Origin of the sequence: Streptomyces sp. NPDC048389 (assembly GCF_040706335.1) — a bacterium.
GTDB lineage: Bacteria > Actinomycetota > Actinomycetes > Streptomycetales > Streptomycetaceae > Streptomyces.
In genome coordinates, this window is sequence record NZ_JBEZKP010000043.1 from 45,797 (window position 1) to 66,608 (window position 20,812).

20 protein-coding genes are annotated in these 20,812 nt (G+C 71.7%); 5 read left to right on the top strand and 15 right to left on the bottom strand.

Annotation, left to right across the window (positions count from 1 at the left end):
• Positions 1-55 precede the first annotated feature (55 nt).
• Entirely contained in the window at positions 56-880 is an 825-nt protein-coding gene (locus tag AB0903_RS25195; RefSeq protein WP_366706425.1) for a helix-turn-helix transcriptional regulator, read from the top strand.
• The gene (locus AB0903_RS25200; protein WP_366706427.1) at positions 877-1,113 is read left to right on the top strand and encodes a DUF397 domain-containing protein; all 237 of its coding nucleotides are present in this window, start codon (positions 877-879) and stop codon (positions 1,111-1,113) included. The genes AB0903_RS25195 and AB0903_RS25200 overlap by 4 nt, the downstream gene beginning before the upstream one ends.
• Here AB0903_RS25200 and hemB read toward each other — a convergent pair.
• The 7 genes from hemB to AB0903_RS25235 form a co-directional block, all read right to left on the bottom strand.
• On the bottom strand, positions 1,097-2,098 hold the full coding sequence (gene hemB / locus AB0903_RS25205; protein WP_366706429.1) for a porphobilinogen synthase: 1,002 nt from the start codon (positions 2,096-2,098) through the stop codon (positions 1,097-1,099). The two genes, AB0903_RS25200 and hemB, sit on opposite strands and share 17 nt — an antisense overlap.
• A 75-nt stretch (positions 2,099-2,173) precedes the next feature.
• Entirely contained in the window at positions 2,174-3,028 is an 855-nt protein-coding gene (locus AB0903_RS25210; protein WP_366706431.1) for a class I SAM-dependent methyltransferase, read from the bottom strand.
• Positions 3,029-3,654: 626 nt separating this feature from the next.
• Entirely contained in the window at positions 3,655-5,322 is a 1,668-nt protein-coding gene (locus AB0903_RS25215) for a uroporphyrinogen-III synthase (RefSeq protein ID WP_366706433.1), read from the bottom strand.
• Positions 5,319-6,278, bottom strand: a complete 960-nt coding sequence (gene hemC, locus AB0903_RS25220; RefSeq protein WP_366706435.1) for a hydroxymethylbilane synthase — start codon at positions 6,276-6,278, stop codon at positions 5,319-5,321. The genes AB0903_RS25215 and hemC overlap by 4 nt, the downstream gene beginning before the upstream one ends.
• On the bottom strand, positions 6,275-8,074 hold the full coding sequence (locus tag AB0903_RS25225) for a glutamyl-tRNA reductase (RefSeq protein ID WP_366706436.1): 1,800 nt from the start codon (positions 8,072-8,074) through the stop codon (positions 6,275-6,277). The genes hemC and AB0903_RS25225 overlap by 4 nt, the downstream gene beginning before the upstream one ends.
• Positions 8,071-8,796 (bottom strand): redox-sensing transcriptional repressor Rex, encoded by a 726-nt coding sequence (locus AB0903_RS25230; RefSeq protein WP_366706438.1) that lies wholly within the window; start codon positions 8,794-8,796, stop codon positions 8,071-8,073. The genes AB0903_RS25225 and AB0903_RS25230 overlap by 4 nt, the downstream gene beginning before the upstream one ends.
• A 310-nt stretch (positions 8,797-9,106) precedes the next feature.
• The gene (locus AB0903_RS25235; protein WP_366706440.1) at positions 9,107-9,391 is read right to left on the bottom strand and encodes a glutaredoxin family protein; all 285 of its coding nucleotides are present in this window, start codon (positions 9,389-9,391) and stop codon (positions 9,107-9,109) included.
• A gap of 272 nt (positions 9,392-9,663) precedes the next feature.
• Here AB0903_RS25235 and AB0903_RS25240 point away from each other — a divergent pair, with 272 nt between their 5' ends.
• The 3 genes from AB0903_RS25240 (at position 9,664) to AB0903_RS25250 (ending at position 13,352) form a co-directional block, all read left to right on the top strand.
• A complete protein-coding gene (locus AB0903_RS25240; RefSeq protein WP_366706442.1) occupies positions 9,664-10,605 on the top strand; it encodes an HAD-IB family hydrolase in 942 nt (313 codons plus the stop codon).
• 426 nt (positions 10,606-11,031) lie between these two features.
• Entirely contained in the window at positions 11,032-11,877 is an 846-nt protein-coding gene (locus AB0903_RS25245) for an ECF subfamily RNA polymerase sigma factor, BldN family (protein WP_366706444.1), read from the top strand.
• 275 nt (positions 11,878-12,152) lie between these two features.
• Positions 12,153-13,352: a DUF5667 domain-containing protein gene (locus AB0903_RS25250; RefSeq protein ID WP_366706446.1), complete on the top strand. Its 1,200-nt coding sequence runs from the start codon at positions 12,153-12,155 to the stop codon at positions 13,350-13,352.
• A 165-nt stretch (positions 13,353-13,517) separates the two neighbouring features.
• Here the strand turns inward: AB0903_RS25250 and AB0903_RS25255 are convergent, their stop codons facing one another.
• The 8 genes from AB0903_RS25255 to AB0903_RS25290 form a co-directional block, all read right to left on the bottom strand.
• Positions 13,518-14,693: a lysophospholipid acyltransferase family protein gene (locus AB0903_RS25255; protein WP_366706448.1), complete on the bottom strand. Its 1,176-nt coding sequence runs from the start codon at positions 14,691-14,693 to the stop codon at positions 13,518-13,520.
• A 15-nt stretch (positions 14,694-14,708) separates the two neighbouring features.
• Positions 14,709-15,830, bottom strand: coding sequence for an NAD-dependent epimerase/dehydratase family protein (locus AB0903_RS25260; protein ID WP_366706450.1), 1,122 nt, complete (start codon positions 15,828-15,830; stop codon positions 14,709-14,711).
• 201 nt (positions 15,831-16,031) lie between these two features.
• A complete protein-coding gene (locus tag AB0903_RS25265; RefSeq protein WP_003948845.1) occupies positions 16,032-16,130 on the bottom strand; it encodes an AURKAIP1/COX24 domain-containing protein in 99 nt (32 codons plus the stop codon).
• Positions 16,131-16,252: 122 nt separating this feature from the next.
• Complete coding sequence (locus tag AB0903_RS25270; protein ID WP_014046653.1) at positions 16,253-16,465, bottom strand: helix-turn-helix domain-containing protein; 213 nt, start codon at positions 16,463-16,465, stop codon at positions 16,253-16,255.
• A gap of 128 nt (positions 16,466-16,593) precedes the next feature.
• Complete coding sequence (locus AB0903_RS25275; protein ID WP_366706452.1) at positions 16,594-17,397, bottom strand: phosphatase; 804 nt, start codon at positions 17,395-17,397, stop codon at positions 16,594-16,596.
• A gap of 188 nt (positions 17,398-17,585) precedes the next feature.
• Entirely contained in the window at positions 17,586-18,761 is a 1,176-nt protein-coding gene (locus AB0903_RS25280) for an acetoin utilization protein AcuC (protein ID WP_366706454.1), read from the bottom strand.
• Positions 18,712-19,947 carry an MFS transporter gene (locus AB0903_RS25285; RefSeq protein ID WP_366706456.1) on the bottom strand — a complete coding sequence of 412 codons (1,236 nt, stop codon included), beginning with the start codon at positions 19,945-19,947 and terminating at the stop codon, positions 18,712-18,714. The genes AB0903_RS25280 and AB0903_RS25285 overlap by 50 nt, the downstream gene beginning before the upstream one ends.
• A 43-nt stretch (positions 19,948-19,990) precedes the next feature.
• Entirely contained in the window at positions 19,991-20,635 is a 645-nt protein-coding gene (locus tag AB0903_RS25290; protein WP_366706458.1) for an HAD family hydrolase, read from the bottom strand.
• Positions 20,636-20,812: the final 177 nt, after the last annotated feature.

Consider the following 20,812-nt stretch of genomic DNA (forward strand, 5'->3'; position numbering starts at 1 on the left):
TTTGTACGGGCGGTGGAGGCGTAACGTACGTCCCGGTCCGGGCAGTTGGTCAGGCATGCACCCCAGGAGACGCCACCGGAAGAACGCGTCGGCGATGCGGATGGTCGGCCGCCAGCTCGCCCGCTTCCGCGAGGCCGCGGGCCTCACCCAACGCGAACTCGCGGCCGAGTTCGTCCTCGGCGAGGAGACCGTCGCGTCGATCGAACAGGGCCGCCGCCCCTTGAAGCCGGACCTCGCGCAGAGATTCGACGACCGCCTCGACACGAAGGGCGCGCTGTCGGTGGCGCTGGAGTACATGCCGGAGGTGGACCTGATCCCGGCGTGGGCGGAGGAGTACATGGACCTGGAGCGGGATGCGATCGCACTGTCCTGGTACGACAACCAGGTCGTGCCCGGTCTGCTCCAGACGGAGCGGTACGCACGCGGGGTCTTCCGCAGCCGCGTGCCCGCGTTCAACGCGGACGAGATCGAGGCGCAGGTCGCCGCTCGCGTGGCCCGCCAGGAGATCCTGGCGCGCAGTCGCCCGCCGACGATCAGCTTCGTGATGTGGGAGGCCATCCTCATGGACCGCATCGGCGGCGACGAGGTGTACGAGGAACAGGTGCGCCACCTGCGCGCCTGCGCCGAGCTGCCGGGCGTGTCGCTCCAGGTGATGCCGTTCGGCCGCACCAGCCATGCGGGGCTGGACGGTCCGTTCACGCTGCTGGAGACCCCGGACCATCAGCTCCTCGGCTACACCGAAGGACAGCGCGGCAGCCAGCTGCTCACCGACCCCGACGAGGTCAGCATCCTTGCGCGGAAGTATGCGATGCTGCGGGCACAGGCCCTCAACCCCGAGGACAGCACGGGCCTGTTGGACCGGCTGCTGGGAGAGCAATGAGCACCGCACTGAAGTGGTTCAAGTCCAGCTACAGCGGCAGCGAGGGCGGCCAGTGCCTCGAAGTGGCCTACGACTGGCGCAAGTCGACCCACAGCGGCAGCGAAGGCGGCAACTGCGTCGAGGTCGCCACCCACCCCGCCGCGATCCACGTCCGCGACTCCAAGGACGTCGGCGGCCCGGTGCTCAGCCTCGCACCGGCCGCCTGGACGGCCTTCGTCAGCGACCTGAGCTGAGGTTCTGGGCAACCTCCGTCGCCCAGTACGTCAGGATCATGCTCGCGCCTGCCCGCTTGATGCCGAGCAGCGTCTCGGCGATCGCCTTGTCCCGGTCGATCCAGCCCTTCTCCGCGGCGGCCTCGACCATCGCGTACTCGCCGCTGATCTGGTACGCGGCGACCGGCACGTCCACCTCGGCGGCGACGCGCGCCAGGATGTCGAGGTACGGGCCCGCAGGCTTGACCATGACCATGTCGGCGCCCTCGGCGAGGTCGAGCGCCAGCTCCCGCATGGACTCCCGCACATTCGCCGGGTCCTGCTGGTAGGTCTTGCGGTCGCCCTTGAGCGACGAGCCGACGGCCTCGCGGAAGGGGCCGTAGAAGGCGGAGGAGTACTTCGCGGTGTACGCGAGGATCGACACGTCCTCCTTGCCGATGGTGTCGAGCGCGTCACGGACGACACCGACCTGGCCGTCCATCATGCCGCTGGGGCCGACGACGTGGACGCCGGCGTCGGCCTGGACCTGGGCCATCTCGGCGTAACGTTCCAGCGTGGCGTCGTTGTCGACGCGGCCGTCCGCCGTCAGGACGCCGCAGTGGCCGTGGTCCGTGTACTCGTCGAGGCACAGGTCCGACATGATGACGAGCTCGTCGCCGACCTCCGCCTTCACGTCCCGGATGGCGACCTGGAGGATCCCGTCCGGGTCCGTGCCCGCCGTACCGGCCGCGTCCTTCTTGGCGTCCTCGGGCACGCCGAAGAGCATGATCCCGGCGACCCCGGCCTCGCGCGCCTCGACGGCGGCCTTCCGGAGCGTGTCGCGGGTGTGCTGCACGACGCCCGGCATGGCCCGGATCGGGACGGGCTCGCCGATCCCCTCGCGCACGAAGGCGGGCAGGATCAGATCGGCCGGGTGCAGCCGGGTCTCGGCGACCATGCGCCGCATGGCGGGAGTGGTCCGGAGCCGCCGGGGGCGGGCACCGGGGAAGGATCCGTACGCAGTCATACCTGCCACGCTACGCCCGCCCGGCCCCCCCGATTACCGACACCGCGTCGGCGGCAGGACGTCACGGGGCGCCCTCTACGGGCGGGCGGTCTTGACGATCCAGGTCGCCGACTCGTAGAACACTCCGCCGTCCGTCGTGTGCGCCTCGATGTCCGCGCGCAGGTCGCCGAGGGCATGCGCACGGCCGGCTTCGTCCAGGTCCTCGATCAACCAGGCCAGCATCCCGGAGACGAAGTCGAAGGCGTGGTCGGCGGTCCGGCCGAAGTACATGGGCCGCTCCAGGCCGGTCAGCTCCGGCTCCTCGAATCCGGCGGCGGTGAGCGTGCTCCGTACGACCTCCGGGTCGGCCATGGCGAACGGGCCGGGCGCGCCGGGCGGGGGGACGGGGAGGTCGCGGCCCGCCGCGAGGGCGGTCGTGAAGGACCGGAACCACTCGTTGCGAGTCATGTCCTGCCACACCAGCAGCACCAGGCGGCCGCCGGGCCGCAGCGCGCGGGCGATGTTGCGGAACGCGGTCACCGGCTCGGCGAAGAACATGGCGCCGGTGCGGCTGATGGCGGCGTCGAAGGACGCCTCGGGGAACGGGTACGTCTGGGCGTCCGCCTGCTCGTAGCGGATGCTGTCGAGCCCCTCGCGCTGGGCCTCCCGCCGGGCGACGCGGAGCATCGGCCCCGACAGGTCGACACCGAGCACGGGCCCGCCGACGGTCAGCCGGGCGGCTGCGCGCGACTCCAGCCCGTTGCCGCAGCCGATGTCGAGCACACGCTCGCCGCGGTGGAGGGCGGCGGCGTCGAGGAACGGCCCCTGGTAGGCGTGGACCGCCCGGTCGAACCGGTCGGCGTGCTCCGCCCAGTACGAGCCCTCGTCACCGTCCCAGGCGCGGGCCTGCTCGGCGTTGGACGGGTCGATGTGAAGTGTCTTGGAGGTCATGGCGGTCACCCGTTCCGTTCGCGCGGCTCTGTTTCCGGTGTACGCCTCGGGCTGCGCGCCCGCCAACGTTCGCGGGCCGGGTGGCCGCTGCGCGGGGCCGTTCCCCCACCCCGCCCCTTCCCGAAACCGGGCTCCGCCCAGACCCGCCCCTCAAACGCCGGCGGGGCCGGGTCGACCGGCCATGTCGAGGCTCCGCCCCCGGGCCCCCGGGCCCCCGCGCCTCGAACACCGCCGAGGCCGGGCCCGCCCATCATGTCGGCGCTCCGCCCCGAACCCCGCCCCTCGAACACCGCCGAGGCCGGGTGTTCCCGGCACGTCCGGCCCGGCCGGTGAGGGCGTCCGGCGAAGCTGGAGTGGCCGGGCGCATCCAGCCCGGCCTGGGGGCACCTCCCACGGCCGCCAGGCCGTAGGGGGAGATTGAGGCCACCGCGCGAAGCGCGGTACCGGGCCGGGGCGGAGCCCGGTCGGGGCCGGGGCAGGACCCGACTCCGCTACGGGCCCGGGCCCTGCCCGGGGGGAACGGGTCCCGGGGCGAAGCCTGGACCGTATCCGGGGGCGGAGCCCCCGGATACGGGAAGGGGCGGGTGGGGGAAACCCCACCCGCCCCGCCACGCGTCAGCGCGCCGTCACGTCGTCGTACGACGCCGCCGTCCGCCGGGACGCCGTTCCGAGGGGCGCGTCACGTGCTCGCCCGCCTCGACCGCCGCCGCGCGGCGTGCCGCGCCGAAGTCGGCGAGGGCCTCGGTCAGGCGGTGGACGGACGGCTCCGGGGAGAGGACGTCCACGCGCAGCCCGTGCTCCTCCGCGGTCTTCGCGGTCGCCGGACCGATGCACGCGATCACGGTCACGTTGTGCGGCTTGCCCGCGATACCGACCAGGTTCCGCACCGTCGACGACGAGGTGAACAGCACCGCGTCGAACCCGCCGCCCTTGATCGCCTCGCGCGTCTCCGCCGGCGGCGGCGACGCCCGTACGGTCCGGTAGGCCGTGACGTCGTCGACCTCCCAGCCCAGCTCGATGAGCCCGGCGACCAGCGTCTCGGTCGCGATGTCGGCACGCGGCAGGAAGACGCGGTCGATCGGGTCGAAGACCGGGTCGTACGGCGGCCAGTCCTCCAGGAGGCCGGCCGCGGACTGCTCGCCGCTCGGAACCAGGTCCGGCTTGACGCCGAAGTCCACGAGCGCGGCCGCGGTCTGCTCGCCGACCGCCGCGACCTTGATCCCGGCGAACGCGCGCGCGTCGAGCCCGTACTCCTCGAACTTCTCGCGCACCGCCTTCACCGCGTTGACCGACGTGAAGGCGATCCACTCGTAGCGGCCGGTGACGAGGCCCTTGACCGCCCGCTCCATCTGCTGCGGCGTGCGCGGCGGTTCCACGGCGATGGTCGGGACCTCGTGCGGCACCGCGCCGTAGGAGCGGAGCTGGTCGGAGAGCGAGGCGGCCTGCTCCTTCGTACGCGGTACGAGCACCTTCCAGCCGAACAGCGGCTTGGACTCGAACCACGCGAGCTGATCGCGCTGGGCGGCTGCGCTGCGCTCACCGACCACGGCTATGACCGGTTGGTGTCCCTCGGAGGAGGGCAGCACCTTCGCCTGCTTCAGGATCTGCGCGATCGTGCCGAGCGTCGCCGTCCACGTCCGCTGCCGGGTGGTCGTACCGGCCACGGTGACGGTCAGCGGGGTGTCGGGCTTGCGGCCGGCCGCGACCAGCTCGCCGGCCGCCGCGGCCACCGTCTCGAGGGTGGTGGAGACGACGACCGTGCCGTCGCTCGTGCCGACCTCGGTCCAGCACCGGTCGGAGGCCGTCCGCGCGTCGACGAACCGGACGTCGGTGCCGTGCTCGTCGCGGAGCGGGACACCCGCGTACGCGGGCACGCCCACCGCGGCGGCCACGCCGGGCACGACCTCGAAGGGAATGCCTTCCGCGGCGCAGGCGAGCATCTCCTGACCTGCGTCGGTGTCCAGACCGGGGTCGCCTGTCACCGCACGGACGACCCGCTTGCCGCCCCGCGCGGCCTCCATGACAAGATTGGCCGCACCCCTGAGTACGGGGACTCCGGCGGTTGTTGACGCGCCGTCAACAACCGTCAGCTCAGGCGTGCTTACGCTCGCCCGCGCATGGCCGCGAACGACCTCGAGCACTTGCGGCTCGGCGATCAGCACGTCGGCGGCGGCCAGCGCGTCGACTGCGCGCAGAGTCAGCAGACCGGGATCGCCGGGACCGGCGCCCAGGAAGGTGACGTGCCCGTGTCCGTGTGCCGGAAGGGGTGGACGGTTCGAGGTGGTGGGGCTCAAAGTGCTCGCTCCCCCATAAGACCGGCCGCACCCTTGGCGAGCATCTCGTCCGCGAGTTCGCGTCCGAGCGCCGCCGCGTCGTCGTGCGACGTGGGTACGGGACCGGTGGTGGACAGCTGCACCAGCGAGGAGCCGTCGGTCGTGCCGACGACGCCGCGCAGGCGCATTTCGGTGACGGCCTGGCCGTCGCCCAACAGGTCGGCCAGCGCACCCACGGGTGCGGAGCAGCCGGCCTCCAGGGCGGCGAGCAGGGCACGCTCGGCGGTCACGGCGGCCCGCGTGCGCGGGTCGTCGAGCTCGGCGAGCGCGGCGGCGAGGTCCGCGTCGGACGCGGAACACTCGATCGCCAGTGCCCCCTGGCCGGGGGCGGGCAGGACGAAGTCCACCGACAGGAAGTCGGTGACCTCGTCGGTCCTGCCGATGCGGTTGAGTCCGGCCGCGGCGAGCACGACGGCGTCGAGCTCCCCGTTCCGTACAAATCCGATGCGGGTGTCGACGTTGCCGCGGATCGGCACCGTCTCCACGGTCAGGCCGTGGGTGCGGGCGTACGCGTTCAGCTGCGCCATCCGGCGCGGCGAACCGGTCCCGATCCGCGCGCCGTTCGGCAACTGCTCGAAGGTCAGACCGTCGCGTGCGATCAGCACGTCCCGCGGGTCCTCGCGCTTCGGCACGGCCGCGAGCGCCAGCTCGTCGGGCTGTGTCGTCGGCAGGTCCTTCAGCGAGTGAACGGCGAAGTCGACCTCCCCGCGCGCCAGCGCCTCACGGAGCGCGGCGACGAACACACCCGTGCCGCCGATCTGCGCGAGATGCTCGCGGGACACGTCTCCGTACGTGGTGATCTCGACGAGCTCGACGTCGCGGCCGGTGAGTCGGCGCACCGCCTCTGCCACTTGCCCGGACTGGGCCATGGCCAGCTTGCTCCGCCGGGTTCCGAGCCTCAGTGCCCTCTCGGTCATACTCGCCCTCGGTTCTTGACGTCTGCGTCATTCAGGTCGGCCCGGCTGACGGAGGCGACCGTCTCCGGGTCGAGGTCGAAGAGGGTCCGCAGCGCGTCCGCGTACCCGGCGCCGCCGGGTTCTCCGGCCAGCTGCTTGACCCGCACGGTGGGCGCGTGCAGGAGCTTGTCCACCACGCGGCGCACCGTCTGGGTGATCTCGGCGCGCTGCTTCTCGTCGAGTCCGGTCAACCGGCCCTCGAGGCGCGCCATTTCCCCGGCGACCACATCGGCGGCCATGGTGCGCAGCGCGACCACGGTCGGGGTGATGTGCGCGGCCCGCTGGGCGGCGCCGAACGCGGCGACCTCGTCGGAGACGATCGAGCGGACCTGGTCCACATCGGCCGCCATCGGCGCGTCGGCCGAAGCCTCCGCGAGGGACTCGATGTCGACGAGCCGTACGCCCGCGAGGCGGTGGACGGCGGCGTCGATGTCACGGGGCATGGCCAGGTCGAGCAGCGCGAGGCGCACGGGCCCGGTGCCGGTGCCATGCGCGGTGACCGCGCCGGCGTGGGCGTCGCGGGCGCGCGAGCCGTTGTCGACCCAGGCGCCGTGCTGCGCCAGGGAGTCGTCGAGGCCGACGGGGCACCCGTCGGCGGGCGCGGCGGCCGGCCTCGTCGAGGCGGCGTTCGCACCCGCGGAACCGGCAGCCGGCCTCGTCGCGTCCCCGCCGGGGGCATCCGCGGAAGCGGGCCGTGTCGCGGCGTCGCCGACGAAGGCGGCCTCCGCGGCCGGTCCCGTCGGGTCCGCGTCCGGCGCACCCGGGCCGCCGGCCCGGTCCACGCCCGGCAGGCCCGCCAGGTCGTCGGCGCCGCCGGGAAGTTCGGTCACGCGGCCGGCCCGGGCCGCGAGCGCGGCCAGGCGGGCGACGACGCTGCCCTCGGGGGCGCGCAGGTCCGCCGGGGCGGGCGCCTCGGGTACGACGTGCTCGGTGAGCGCCGCCGCGACCGCCTCCGCGGTCAGTACGAGCCCGGTCGCACCGGTGCACGACACGACCACGTCGGCCAGCGCCAGTTCGGCGGGCACGTCGGACATGCCGGCGGCGCGGGCCTCGACCGTGCCCGGCTCGGAGAGCACCGCGGCCAGTCGCTCCGCGCGCTCCGTGGTCCGGTTGGCGACGACGAGTTCCCGCACGCCGAGGCGTGCCAGGGTCGTGGCGGCGAGCGAGGACATCGAACCGGCGCCGATGACCAGCGCCCGCTTGCCCTCGGCCCACTTCTCGACCGGCACGCCGTCGGCGAGCTGCTCGAGGCCGAAGGTGACGAGCGACTGCCCGGCCCGGTCGATCCCGGTCTCGCTGTGGGCGCGCTTGCCGACCCGCAGCGCCTGCTGGAAGAGGTCGTTGATCAGCCGTCCGGCGGTGTGCCGTTCCTGCCCGAGCGCCAGCGCGTCCTTGATCTGCCCGAGGATCTGGCCCTCGCCGACGACCATCGAGTCCAGACCGCAGGCCACCGAGAAGAGGTGGTGGACGGCCCGGTCCTCGTAGTGCACATAGAGATAAGGAGTGAGTTCTTCGAGGCCGACCCCGCTGTGCTGGGCGAGCAGCGTCGACAGCTCGGCGACGCCGGCGTGGAACTTGTCCACGTCCGCGTACAGCTCGATGCGGTTGCACGTGGCCAGCACGGTCGCCTCGGTGGCGGGTTCGGCGGCGAGGGTGTCCTGGAGCAGCTTGCTCCGGGCGTCGGCGGGCAGCGACGCCCGCTCCAGCACGCTCACGGGCGCACTGCGGTGGCTCAGCCCTACGACCAGGATGCTCATGCCGGCATCACCGCGGTCATGCCGCCGTCGGGGCCCCTGCGGTTCGCGCCCTCGGCCTCTTCACCGGCCTTGCGCTGCTCGTGGAAGGCGAGGATCTGGAGCTCGATCGAGAGATCGACCTTGCGTACGTCGACCCCGTCGGGCACGGACAGGACGGTCGGCGCGAAGTTCAGGATCGAGGTGACGCCGGCGGCGATCAGGCGCTCGCACACCTGCTGCGCGGCACCGGCGGGCGTGGAGATGACGCCGATGGAGACCCCGTTGTCGCTGATGATCTTCTCGAGCTCGTCCGTGTGCTGGACCGGGATACCGGCGACGGGCTTTCCGGCCATTGCCGGGTCGGCGTCGATCAGTGCGGCCACCCGGAAACCACGGGACGCGAAGCCGCCGTAGTTGGCGAGCGCGGCACCGAGATTACCGATTCCTACGATCACAACCGGCCAGTCCTGGGTCAGACCCAGTTCACGGGAGATCTGGTAGACGAGATACTCCACGTCGTAGCCGACGCCACGGGTCCCGTAGGAGCCGAGGTAGGAGAAGTCCTTGCGCAGCTTCGCGGAGTTGACGCCTGCCGCCGCCGCGAGTTCCTCGGAGGAGACCGTGGGGACGGACCGCTCGGACAGCGCGGTCAGAGCCCGCAGGTACAGCGGGAGTCGGGCGACGGTGGCCTCGGGGATTCCTCGGCTACGGGTCGCCGGTCGGTGATTTCGGCCAGTTGCCACGGTGCTCCTGGGGGATGAGCGAGGCTGCAGGCGGCCGTGTGTCGCAGGACCGCCCCGTCGACAGCAGGCTATGTCTTTGTGAACGCGTGCACAAAGATGGTGTCCGCTTTGTCCGTCCAAAGTGATCGGGGTCACGCGATTCGACGGGCGAATTACGGAACCGCAAACCGTCCGTGACCGTTGGGGCACCGAAGGGCGCAAAGCCGGACACACTCCTCTCGCGCACGCCCCCGAGACCCGCTGATCCCGTCCACTGTGCCCTGTCGCGTCCGCCTCCCGATAGAGCCACGACGGGCAGGAGCCGGACCGCTCAGACCGCCGGGACCCCGAGCGCCCGCCGGAGCCGGTCGGCGTCCACCTTCCAGAAGGTGTGCTGCTCCCCGTCGATCAGCACCACCGGGATCTGCTCCCAGTAGGCGCGGTGCAGCTCCTCGTCCTTGTTGATGTCCTTCTCCTCCCAGGTGGCGCCCGCCTCGGCGCACACCGTCCGGACGACCGCGCGCGCCTCGTCACAGAGATGACAGCCGGGCTTGCCGACCAGGGTGACCACATGCTCGGAGGAGTGCTTCTTCTTGCGCCGCAGCAGAAAGCTCATACGTTCCATTCTCGCCGGTCCGCCCGGCGAGGACCGGATCAACAGCAAGAGGATCAGCGACAAGGAGAGGTCAACGGCAAGGGCGAAACAGCGGCCGCATCGAGACGCTCTGCGCGTACGAGAACACCGGCGAGCTGCCGCCGATTCCGGCCCACCACCCGCCGCGGACGGAGCAGCGGCGGATACGACGTAACGGCGGGGGCGCGGAGAGTTCACGCCGCCGCATCCCGGGCGGGTCGGGAAGTGCCGAACAGACTGGCTATGCTCACGACATGGCCGCACCGGGATGGCTCACTCCGCGTAGGCGCTCCGCCACGGCACGCAGCGTACTCGCGGGCGAAGCCGCAGCAGAGGCAGCACGGAAGTCCTCGCAGACGATCGAGGCACTCGAGGCGCAGCAGGTCACCGCCCCTCCCACCGAACCCGAGTTCCCCGTCGCCGGAGACGAACGCGCCGCCGCCTTCTTCGACCTCGACAACACGGTCATGCAGGGCGCCGCGATCTTCCACTTCGGCCGGGGCCTCTACAAGCGGAAATTCTTCCAGCGCCGCGAGCTGGCCCGGTTCGCCTGGCAGCAGGCGTGGTTCAGGCTCGCCGGGGTCGAGGACCCGGAGCACATGCAGGACGCCCGCGAGAGCGCTCTGTCCATCGTCCGGGGCCACCGCGTCTCCGAGCTGATGAGCATCGGCGAGGAGATCTACGACGAGTACATGGCCGACCGCATCTGGCCCGGCACCCGCGCCCTGGCGCAGGCTCACCTCGACGCCGGCCAGAAGGTCTGGCTGGTGACCGCCGCCCCCGTCGAGACCGCGACGATCATCGCCCGCCGCCTCGGCCTGACCGGCGCGCTCGGCACCGTCGCCGAGTCCGTCGACGGCGTCTACACGGGCAAGCTGGTCGGCGAACCGCTCCACGGCCCGGCCAAGGCGGAGGCGGTACGCGCCCTGGCGGCCGCCGAGGGCCTGGACCTCTCCCGCTGCGCCGCGTACAGCGACAGCCACAACGACATCCCGATGCTCTCGCTCGTCGGACACCCGTACGCGGTCAACCCGGACACCAAGCTGCGCAAGCACGCGCGGCAGCGGGACTGGCGGCTGCGCGACTACCGGACCGGCCGCAAGGCGGCCAAGGTGGGCATCCCGGCCGCGGCCGGCGTGGGCGCGCTGGCGGGCGGCACCGCCGCCGCGGTCGCCCTCCACCGGCGCCGCCGCTGAACCGCGGCCCCACCCCGGACCACCGCCGGCCCGGGCTCCACCCCGCCCCGGCACGCCCGGCGGACGGGCTCCCCGCCCGCTCCCGGCCCTCCGCTCCCGAACATGCGCTCCCCCGCGTGTCGTCGGCCAATCCCCGGCGTTGTACGGGTAGGCCCCCGGCCAGTCCTCTTGTCCCGTCCCGGCCAGAAGGCACCGCCCGGGACGACAGATGATGACCAAAATCGATCAACAACTGCTCACGATGTGCGACCAGAACCATCGCGTAGACGCAACAGAAGTGTCGGAAACGGCGATTTGAGCAACTGGGTGTAGCACTGCCTGTACGAAGCGTTATTCTCCTCAGACGCATGACGGACCCCACCAGTCCCCACGACGGGTGAACGGTCCCGCACTGCTCGTGATGGAAGCTCTGCCTCTGGGAGTCCCGTGTACCCACACGTCGGGGTTGACACCTCGGGCCTGGCTACGCTGCGCGCAGCGGTCCTCGACCACTTGCGCGGCCTTGTCCCCGCCGCGTACGCCGTGCCCGCCTTCGCCATGCCCCGCCTTGCCGCCGACGGCCCGGCCGCACCCTGCTACGCCCTGACCGACGGCCTGCACAAGGGGCCGACGCGCAGCGCGGTCGACGAGGGGCAACGGCCGGCCGAAGGACGGACCGCCGGCAGAAGAGCCGCCCGCGGCTCCGGCGCCCAGGCCGCCACCCGCCGACCCACCGCCGACAGCGACAGCGCCCGCATGATGGACCTGGTCGAGCGCGCGCAAGCGGGCGAGGCCGATGCCTTCGGCCGCCTCTACGACCAGTACAGCGACACCGTCTACCGCTACATCTACTACCGCGTCGGCGGGAAGGCGACGGCGGAGGACCTCACCAGTGAGACCTTCCTGCGCGCACTGCGCCGCATCTCCACCTTCACCTGGCAGGGCCGCGACTTCGGCGCCTGGCTGGTGACGATCGCCCGCAACCTGGTCGCCGACCACTTCAAGTCGAGCCGCTTCCGGCTGGAAGTGACCACCGGAGAGATGCTCGACGCCAACGAGGTGGAGCGCAGCCCCGAGGACTCCGTCCTGGAGTCCCTCTCCAACGCCGCGCTGCTCGAGGCCGTCCGCAAACTCAATCCCCAGCAGCAGGAGTGCGTCACCCTGCGCTTCCTCCAGGGCCTGTCGGTCGCCGAGACCGCCAGGGCGATGGGGAAGAACGAAGGCGCCATCAAGACCCTGCAGTACCGGGCCGTGCGCACCCTCGCCCGGCTGCTCCCGGACGACGCACGCTGAGCCGCCGTCCTCTGCCCGCGGAGTCCCGCCGGCCCCGCACCGATCCCCTACGGCCCCCGTACCCAACTCACCGTCGGTGACGCCTCGATGACGCACTGGTCCGATCATCCTTCGCGCGTAACCCAAGTGCCGCGCCGCTCGTTGTGCGGAATGCAGGCTCCCTCTGGACACGCCATGCCCGCAGCCGCTCACTCATTCGTGTGGATGTGCTCAAGGTGTGCAACCCTCCAGATCCCCAGGGGAGTCGATCGTCATGACGAGAGGAGGTGCCGCCAGTGATCGCGAACGTTTCGGCGCACCGGCGGGCGAACGCCTTCGCCCGGGCCTTGGAAGACCAGGCGGCCGAACAGCCCGACGAGTCGGTCGAGTCAGTCGAACCGCCAGAGCACGAACGGCTGTTGACCCTGGCCCATGGTCTCGGCGAGCTACCGAAGCCGGAGCTGGACCCTGAAGTCAAGGTGGTGCAGCGGGCTCAGCTCGTGGCCGCCATGGAGGCGATGCTCCAAGAGGGCACGGCGGCCTCACCCGGTGCACCCGCGGGCCCTACGGTGCCCGAGCAGCGGACCTCCGGCCGCGGCGCCCACCGGGCGTCCCCGCTCCGGAAATTGCGACCCCGTTCCCGTTGGTCGAAGGGGCTCGCGGCCGGCGGCCTGACCGTCGGTGTGGCTGCGGGCGCCTTCAGCGGGGTGGCCGCTGCCAGTTCCGACGCCCTGCCCGGTGACTCGCTGTACGGGCTCAAGCGCGGCATGGAGGACTTCAAGCTCGGCCTGGCCGACGACGACTCCGACCGCGGCGAGCTCTATCTCGACCAGGCGTCCAACCGCCTGAGCGAGGCCCGCAGGCTCATGGAGCGGGGCCGCTCCGGCACCATGGACCACGAGTCCCTGGGCGAGGTCCGCCGCACACTCACCGGCATGCGCCACGACGTCACCGAAGGCCACCGTCTCCTCAGTGCCGCGTACGAGCGCGACGGCTCGCTCGCCCCGATGGCCGCGCTCAACTCCTTCTCCCGCTCGCACCGCGACACGTGGGACGGACTGCGCGACCGGCTGCCCGCCCAGCTGACCGACGTCGGCGACCAGGTGGACTCCGCCTTCGACGCCATAGAGGAACAGGTCGGCCCGCTCGAGTCACTGCTGCCGCGGGTCCCGGAGAAGCAGCGCGGCTCCCAGGGCCCGAGCGCGGAACAGAGCTCCGGAGACACCACGGCCCCGGGTCGTACGGCGCCCAGCTCACCCGGTGCCGTGCCGACGGGCGAGGACACCCGTCCCCGTCCGCCGGGCTCCAGCCCGGACGCTCAGGACGACGGCCTGCTCGGCGGCAACACGGGCGGTCTGCTCGACCCGCCGGAGGGTGCCACGAGCCCGTCGCCGTCCGGTGGGAACTCCGCGCCGTCGGCCCCGGAGGTCACCATCCCGCCGCTCCTGCCCGGCATTCTCCCGGGCCTCGGTTTCGAGGCGGAGAACGACGCATAGCCAGGGCGGTGAGTGAGGGTGGGCCCGGCCGGGCCCACCCTCACTCATGTCCCCGGGTCAGGCTTGTATCCGCCGGTCAGGGATGTCCTCCGGGCCGGGCATGCGTCCGCAGGCGGGGGCTTGCCCCGCAGACCGGGGGCCGGGGACCGGGGCCGGGGCCGCGTATCAGAAGAAGACCGAGCGGCGCTGGACCAGCAGCTTGTAGAGCGTGTGCTGGATCTGCTCCCGCACCTGGTCCGTCAGGTTGAACATCAGCATGGGGTCCTCCGCCGCCTCCGGCGGATAGCCGTCCGTCGCGATCGGCTCCCCGAACTGGATCGTCCACTTCGTCGGCAGCGGCACCGCTCCGAGCGGCCCGAGCCAGGGGAACGTCGGCGTGATCGGAAAGTACGGGAAGCCCAGCAGCCGCGCCAGCGTCTTCGCGTTGCCGATCATCGGGTAGATCTCCTCGGCCCCGACGATCGAGCACGGCACGATCGGCGCACGCGCCCGCAGCGCCGTGGACACGAAGCCGCCCCGGCCGAAACGCTGGAGCTTGTAGCGCTCGCCGAACGGCTTGCCGATGCCCTTGAAACCCTCCGGCATCACGCCCACCACCTCGCCGCGCTGCAGCAGCATCTCAGCGTCCTCGGCGCAGGCCAGTGTGTGGCCGGCCTTGCGTGCCAGTTCGTTGACCACCGGCAGCATGAAGACCAGATCGGCGGCCAACAGCCGCAGATGACGACCCGCCGGGTGATTGTCGTGGACGGCCACCTGCATCATCAGTCCGTCCAGCGGCACCGTCCCCGAGTGGTTGGCCACCACCAGCGCGCCGCCCTCCGCCGGGATGTTCTCGATGCCCTTCACCTCGACGCGGAAGTACTTCTCGTACATCGGCCGCAGCATCGACATCAGGACCTGGTCGGTGAGCTCGGCGTCGTAACCGAACTCGTCCACCTCGTAGTCCCCCGTGATCCGGCGCCGCAGGAACGCCAGCCCGCCGGCGATCCTCCGGTCCCAGGTACCGGCCGCCGTCCCGGGCGTCTCCGGCACGGCCGCAACGCCCTTGCGCCCGTCCCCGGCGCCGCCCTCCGCGTCCGCGGCACCCTCCGGCGGGCTCGCGGTGTCCGCACCCCGAGCGCCGGACGCCACGGGATCGGCCTGCGCCCGCGCCCCGCCCGTGCCGCCGTCCGTGCCGTCACCGCTCTGCGGCCCGGGCAGGGCGCTCACAACGGCCTCCCCCGTCACCGCGGCGTCGGCCTTGCGGCGGCCGCCTGCCGGGGAGCGCCGCCGCGCCGGGCGCTGTGCGCCGCCGCCGCGCGACCGGTCGTCGTCGAACGGAATGACCTTGGCGTCCGCCATCGTCCGCTGCGCTCCTTATCCGGGCTGTCCGCTGCTGTGCGTCGTCTGCGTGGCCGCCTGCCCGCCGGCCCCGGTGGCGGGACCATGCCCCAAGGGCGCGGCATCGTCCCGCAAGGGCAGGGCCGCCGTGACCCGGTCCACCGCCCTGGCGAGGGCCTCCGGCGGCAGCAGCCCGGGCCCGCGGCTGCGTGCGAAGTCCGCGAACGTCTCCGCCGTCGTGTACTTCGGCCGGAAGCCCAGGGTCTCGCGCATCTGAACGGTGCTCACCACGCGCCCGTGGGTCAGCAGCCGGATCTGCTCGGGCGAGAAGTCGGTGAGGCCGATCGTCCGCAGCGCGGAGCCCACCCAGGTGACCGCCGGCAGCAGCAACGGCAGTGTCGGCCTTCCCAGCCTCCGCGAGCACTGCGACAGCGTCAGCACACCGTCCCCGGCGATGTTGAAGGTGCCGCTGTTGAGCGTGGAGCGCCGGGGTTCGTGCAGGGCGATCCGCAGCACGTCGATGACGTCGTCCTCGTGGACGAACTGCAACCGCGGGTCGTATCCGAACACCGTCGGCATCACGGGCAGCGTGAAGAAATCCGCGAGCGGCGAGTCGGCGCACGGTCCGAGGATGTTGGCGAAGCGCAGCACGCACACCGCCACGTCGGGCCGGCGCCGGGCGAAGCCGCGCACGTATCCCTCGACCTCGACGGCGTCCTTGGCGAAGCCACCGCTCGGCAGCGACTTGGGCGGCATGGTCTCCGTGAAGACCGCCGGGTCGCGCGGGGCGGAGCCGTACACACTCGTACTGGACTTGATCACCAGCCGCTTGACGGCCGGCGACTTCTGGCAGGCGCCGAGGAGCTGCATGGTGCCGATGACGTTGGTCTCCTTGACGGCCGTACGGCCGCCCGCGCCGAGCGGTGTCCCCGTCACGTCCATGTGCACGACCGTGTCGACCGCGTACTCGGCGAGCACCCGGGCGATCGCGGGCTGCCGGATGTCGGCACGGACGAACTCTGCACCGCCCAGATGACGTCCGGGGCCGACGGCGTCGACCCCGATCACCCGGTCCACCTCGGGATCCCGCTGGATGCGCCGTACGAGACGGCCACCGAGCTGCCGGGCCACTCCGGTGACGAGCACGACCTTGCCCAAGATCAGCGCCTTCCCTGGGGGCGTTCCGGCCCTGGTCCGCCGGACCGGGCCTCGAGTCCTGGCGTCACCGTAGCGCGTCACTGCTGCGCTGTGACGACCGCACGACTGTCTTTCGCCACGTAATGCCGCGTCGGAGCAGCAAAACACCCCGGCCCCTCCACCGTGCGGTGGAGGGGCCGGGGCGACGCGTACAGCTGCCGCCTACTTCTTGTTGCGACGCTGAACGCGGGTGCGCTTGAGCAGCTTGCGGTGCTTCTTCTTGGCCATCCGCTTACGCCGCTTCTTGATAACAGAGCCCACGACTACCCTCGCTCACTTCTCTTCACTCGGTGCGGGGCGTCTGGGCCCACACGACCTACGTCGGCCTAGCCTACCTGCCACCGAGTGAGGGACGTAATCCGAGGGGAGCAGTCGAGCCTCCGTCACGCGGATTCCACCCCCACGAAGGACTCGCGGAGATACTCGTGCACCGCTTGCTCCGGTACCCGGAAGGACCTCCCCACCCGGATCGCCGGCAGATGACCGCTGTGCACCAAGCGGTACACGGTCATCTTCGACACCCGCATCACCGAGGCGACCTCCGCCACGGTGAGAAACTTGACCTCGTTGAGAGGCCTCTCGCTGCCAGCAGCCATGACCCACCTGTACCTTCCGCACCCGACGCGCACCGGCTTCCCCTCCGGTGACTCTTCGTCGCTGTGCGCTCACTGCCCAGACTAGGGGCGGGTGATGCAAGTGGGGAAGAGGAGCTGCGATCAGGCGACTACTGTGACAGACACGTCCGATCGAGTACGTAGCGCGTCAACGGACGGTAGAAATCGGACCGTACGGCGTCGTCAAGCGGAACGGCGACCGACACCCGGCCCTCGGCCTCACCGACGAACAGGGCGGGATCGTCCGTGTCGGCCAGTCCGACGGCCTCGACACCCAGTTGACCTGCTCCGCAGACCCAACCGTGATCGCCGACGACCAGGTCGGGCAGCGGCCCGCCGGCGTCGGCGGCCGCCTGGAGCGCGATCCTGACCGGCAGGGGGGAATGGCTGTGCGTGCCGACGGCACGGGCACCGGGTTCACGGAGTACGGCCACTCCTCGTACGTACTCGATGCGGTAGGGACGTACGCCGAACCGGGTCGTTATGTCGACACATCGCCCCTGCGCGGGTGTGAGTACGGAACAACCCGCCGCCGACAAGGCGTCTGCCAGACCGGCGTAGAACCCGAGCAGCCGGTGCGGGTGCCCGGTACCGAACAGCACGGAACCGCCCCCTGCGGCCACCGCGCCCAGCCGCTCGGCGAACGCGGCGAGCCTGCCGAGGGTCAGCTCGGGATCGATGACGTCCGCCCCGCTCACGTCCTCCGGATCGGCCGACACCCCGCACCGGTCGGCCATGAGCGCGACGACGTCCCGCACACTCCAGTTCCACCGGGGATCCAGCCCGATCGTGACCCGGGGGTCACGCGCGACGAAGGCACGATAGCTTCGCAGACTCGTCTCACGGGAGGTGGCGACGACACCGGCCAGACGTGACGCCAGCAGATGCGCCCGCAGCGCTCGGGTGCTCAACATCTTCCCGATGCTGGCGCACAGTGGCGGCCACCACATGAAAACCCGGTGCAACCCGCACAGTTGGCGTAGCGCACGCTACCGCAGGGTTGTGGGAGTGGCCGAAGGGCCGGCGCCGCCGACGGCGTCGGTGTCGGGGCGGGCGGCAGTGGGGGGAGAGCCGGGCCGGCGGGGTGGCCCGAGGGACGGAATCACGCCAGCAGACCGCGCAGGGGAAAGGCCGCCCGCCGCGTCGCCAGTACGGCCTGGTCCAGCCGGTCGGCAGGGTCGTAGCCCTCGTCCCAGCCCCGCCATGCCACCGGCCACCGTCCGTCCGTCATCCGCGCCGGCGCCAACTGCCGTGTCTTGGCGTAGACCTCGTCCCGCCACGACGACGGGATCACCGACTCCGGCTCCACCGGCTCGTGCGCCGCGATGCCCACCAGGTGCGTCCACGACCGGGGGACGACGTCCACCACCGCGTACCCCCCGCCACCGAGCGCGACCCAGCGGCCGCCGTCCACAAGCTCGTGCGCCAGCGCGTGACACGCCTCCTGGACGGCGCGCTGCGCGTCCAGCGACACCGCGAGATGCGCCAGAGGGTCCTCGAAGTGGGTGTCCGCGCCGTGCTGGGTCACCAGCACCTGCGGCCGGAAGTCGGCCAGCAGCTCCGGCACGACCGCGTGGAACGCCCGCAGCCAGCCTTCGTCACCCGTGCCCGCCGGCAGCGCCACGTTCACCGCCGAGCCCTCCGCCGCCTCGGCGCCGGTCTCCTCCGGCCATCCGGTCTGCGGGAAGAGGGTGCGCGGGTGCTCGTGCAACGACACCGTGAGCACCCGCGGATCGTCCCAGAACGCCGCCTGGACACCGTCCCCGTGGTGGACGTCCACATCGACGTACGCGACGCGCTCCGCGCCCAGCTCCAGCAGCCGCGCGATCGCCAGCGACGCGTCGTTGTAGATGCAGAACCCGGACGCCCCGCCGGGCATCGCGTGGTGCAGACCGCCCGCGAAGTTCACGGCGTGAGCGGCGTCCCCGCGCCACACGGCCTCCGCCGCACCGACGGACTGCCCTGCGATCAGAGCCGACGCCTCGTGCATCCCGGCGAACGCCGGGTCGTCGACCGTGCCGAGCCCGTACGACTGGTCCGCCGACTTCGGGGCCGCCGACGCGGCCCGTACGGCGCCGATGTAGTCCTCCCGGTGCACGAGACGCAGCGTCGAGTCCCCGGCGGGCTTCGCGGCGACCACGTGCATCGACCGGTCCAGCCCGTAGGCGCGCACCAGCCCCATGGTCAGCGCGAGCCGCACCGGATCCATCGGATGGCTGGGCCCGAAGTCATACTTCGTCACCGCCTCGTCCCACATCAACAACCCGCGGCCGCTCATACCCGCCACCGTATCGGTCGCTTCCTTCGCCGAACGATCGGGCATACACCAGCGTCACCAGGATCAGCACCATCGGCACCGTCATCGCCCCGCGATAGCTCCAGGCGTCCCCCAGCGCACCCACGAGGGGCGAGCCGACGAGGAAGCCGACGTAGTTGAAGACGTTCAGCCGGGCCACGGCCGCGTCGCTGCCGTGCCCGGCCGGGAACAGGCGGCCGGCAGCCGCGAAGGTCTGCGGCACGATCACGCACAGCCCCAGTCCCAGCAACGTGAACCCGAGCATGCCGACCCACGGCCCCGGTGCGCCCGCCACCACGGCGAACCCGGCCGCCGCCAGCACCGCACCTCCCCTGACGACCGCCACGGCCCCGAACCGCCGCACTCCGAGGTCTCCGACGGCCCGTCCCACCAGGGTCGTCACCATGTACGCGTTGTAGGGCACGGTCGCGAGCTCCTCGGAACTCCCGAGGACGTCCTGCAGATACTTCGCGCTCCAGTTGGAGACGGTCGAGTCCCCGATGTACGCGAACGTCATCACCAGGCAGAGCGGCAGCAGCATCCTGAACGCGGCACGGTCCCGGGCCGCGCCCTGCGAGTCCCCGCCCTTCGTGTGCGCGGGGGAACGCCGCTCGTCGACGTACCACCGGCTCCCCGCCGCCACCGCCGGCACCAGCACCACGACGACCGGCAGGTACGAGACCACCAGCGCCAGGTCCCAGTGCGCACCCACCCAGGCGAGCGAGGCACCGACGATGCCGCCGAGGCTGAAGGCGGCGTGGAAGCCGAGCATGATGCTGCGGCCGTAGGCCCGTTGGAGACCGACGCCGAGCATGTTCATCGACGCGTCCAGCGCTCCTACGGACAGCCCGAACACCCCCAGGGCGACGGCCACCTGCCACAGCCGGTCGCCGGCGGCGACGCCGAGCAGGGACAGCAGCACCACCGGCTGCGCAGAGCGCAGCACCGCACTCACGGCGACCCGTCGCACGACGCGCTCGGTCAGCACGCTCCCCACCCCGGCGAGCACCGGCACGGCCGCGAGGAACAGGGGCAGCAGGGCGTCCGAGATCCCGTACCGATCCTGGATGGCGGGGATACGGGTCACCAGCAGGGCGAAGGCGACGCCCTGCGAGAAGAAGCTGAACGCCAGAGAGGCACGTCCGTGGCGCAACCGCGGATCTGTCATGGCCGCACAGCGTATGCCCGGGACTTACTGTGCGGTAGACGGATCACACGAGCAGTGCGGGCAGCTCCGCCATCGCCTCGAACCAGCCGTTGGCGCCGCCGAGTTGGGCCGCGGCGGTCATGCCGGTGAAGCCGTAGACGTCCATCCCCGCGGCGAGAGCCGCCTGTACGCCGAGGCGGCTGTCCTCCACGACGACGCACCGCTCGGGCGCCATCCCCATCCGCCGGGCGGCATGGAGGAAGAGATCGGGCGCCGGCTTGCCCCTGCCGACATCCTGGGCGCTGAAGACGATGTCGTCCGTGAACCACCGGTCCAGCCCCGTGGTGCGGTGACCGACCCGGATGCGCTCATGGCTGCCGGAGGAGGCGACGCAGTACGGCACGCCATCGGCCCGGAGCTTCTCCAGTACCTCGGTCACGCCGTCGACGGGTGACAACTCCCGCTCGAAGGCGGCGAAGACGCGGGCATGCAGGGTGTCGTCGAAGTCGGCGGGCAGCGCCTGCCCGGTCCGCTCGCGTATGAGGTCGTGGACGCGGTGCACGGCGGCCCCCATGTAGTCGCGCAGTGAGTCCTCGTACGTGGTGGGGTGACCCAGCTCCGTGAGGTAAGCGGCCAGGATGGTGTTCGAAAGGGGCTCGCTGTCGACGAGCACACCGTCGTTGTCGAAGACGACGAGGTCATAGCGCATGCCGACGACCATAGTCGAGCGGATCCGGGGTGCCGGGTGGTGAATCGGTCGTGAATCGGTCCGGAACGCAGGAAAGCCCCGTACCAGAGGCACGGGGCTTTCCCACAACAATTGTTCGGCGGCGTCCTACTCTCCCACAGGGTCCCCCCTGCAGTACCATCGGCGCTGAAAGGCTTA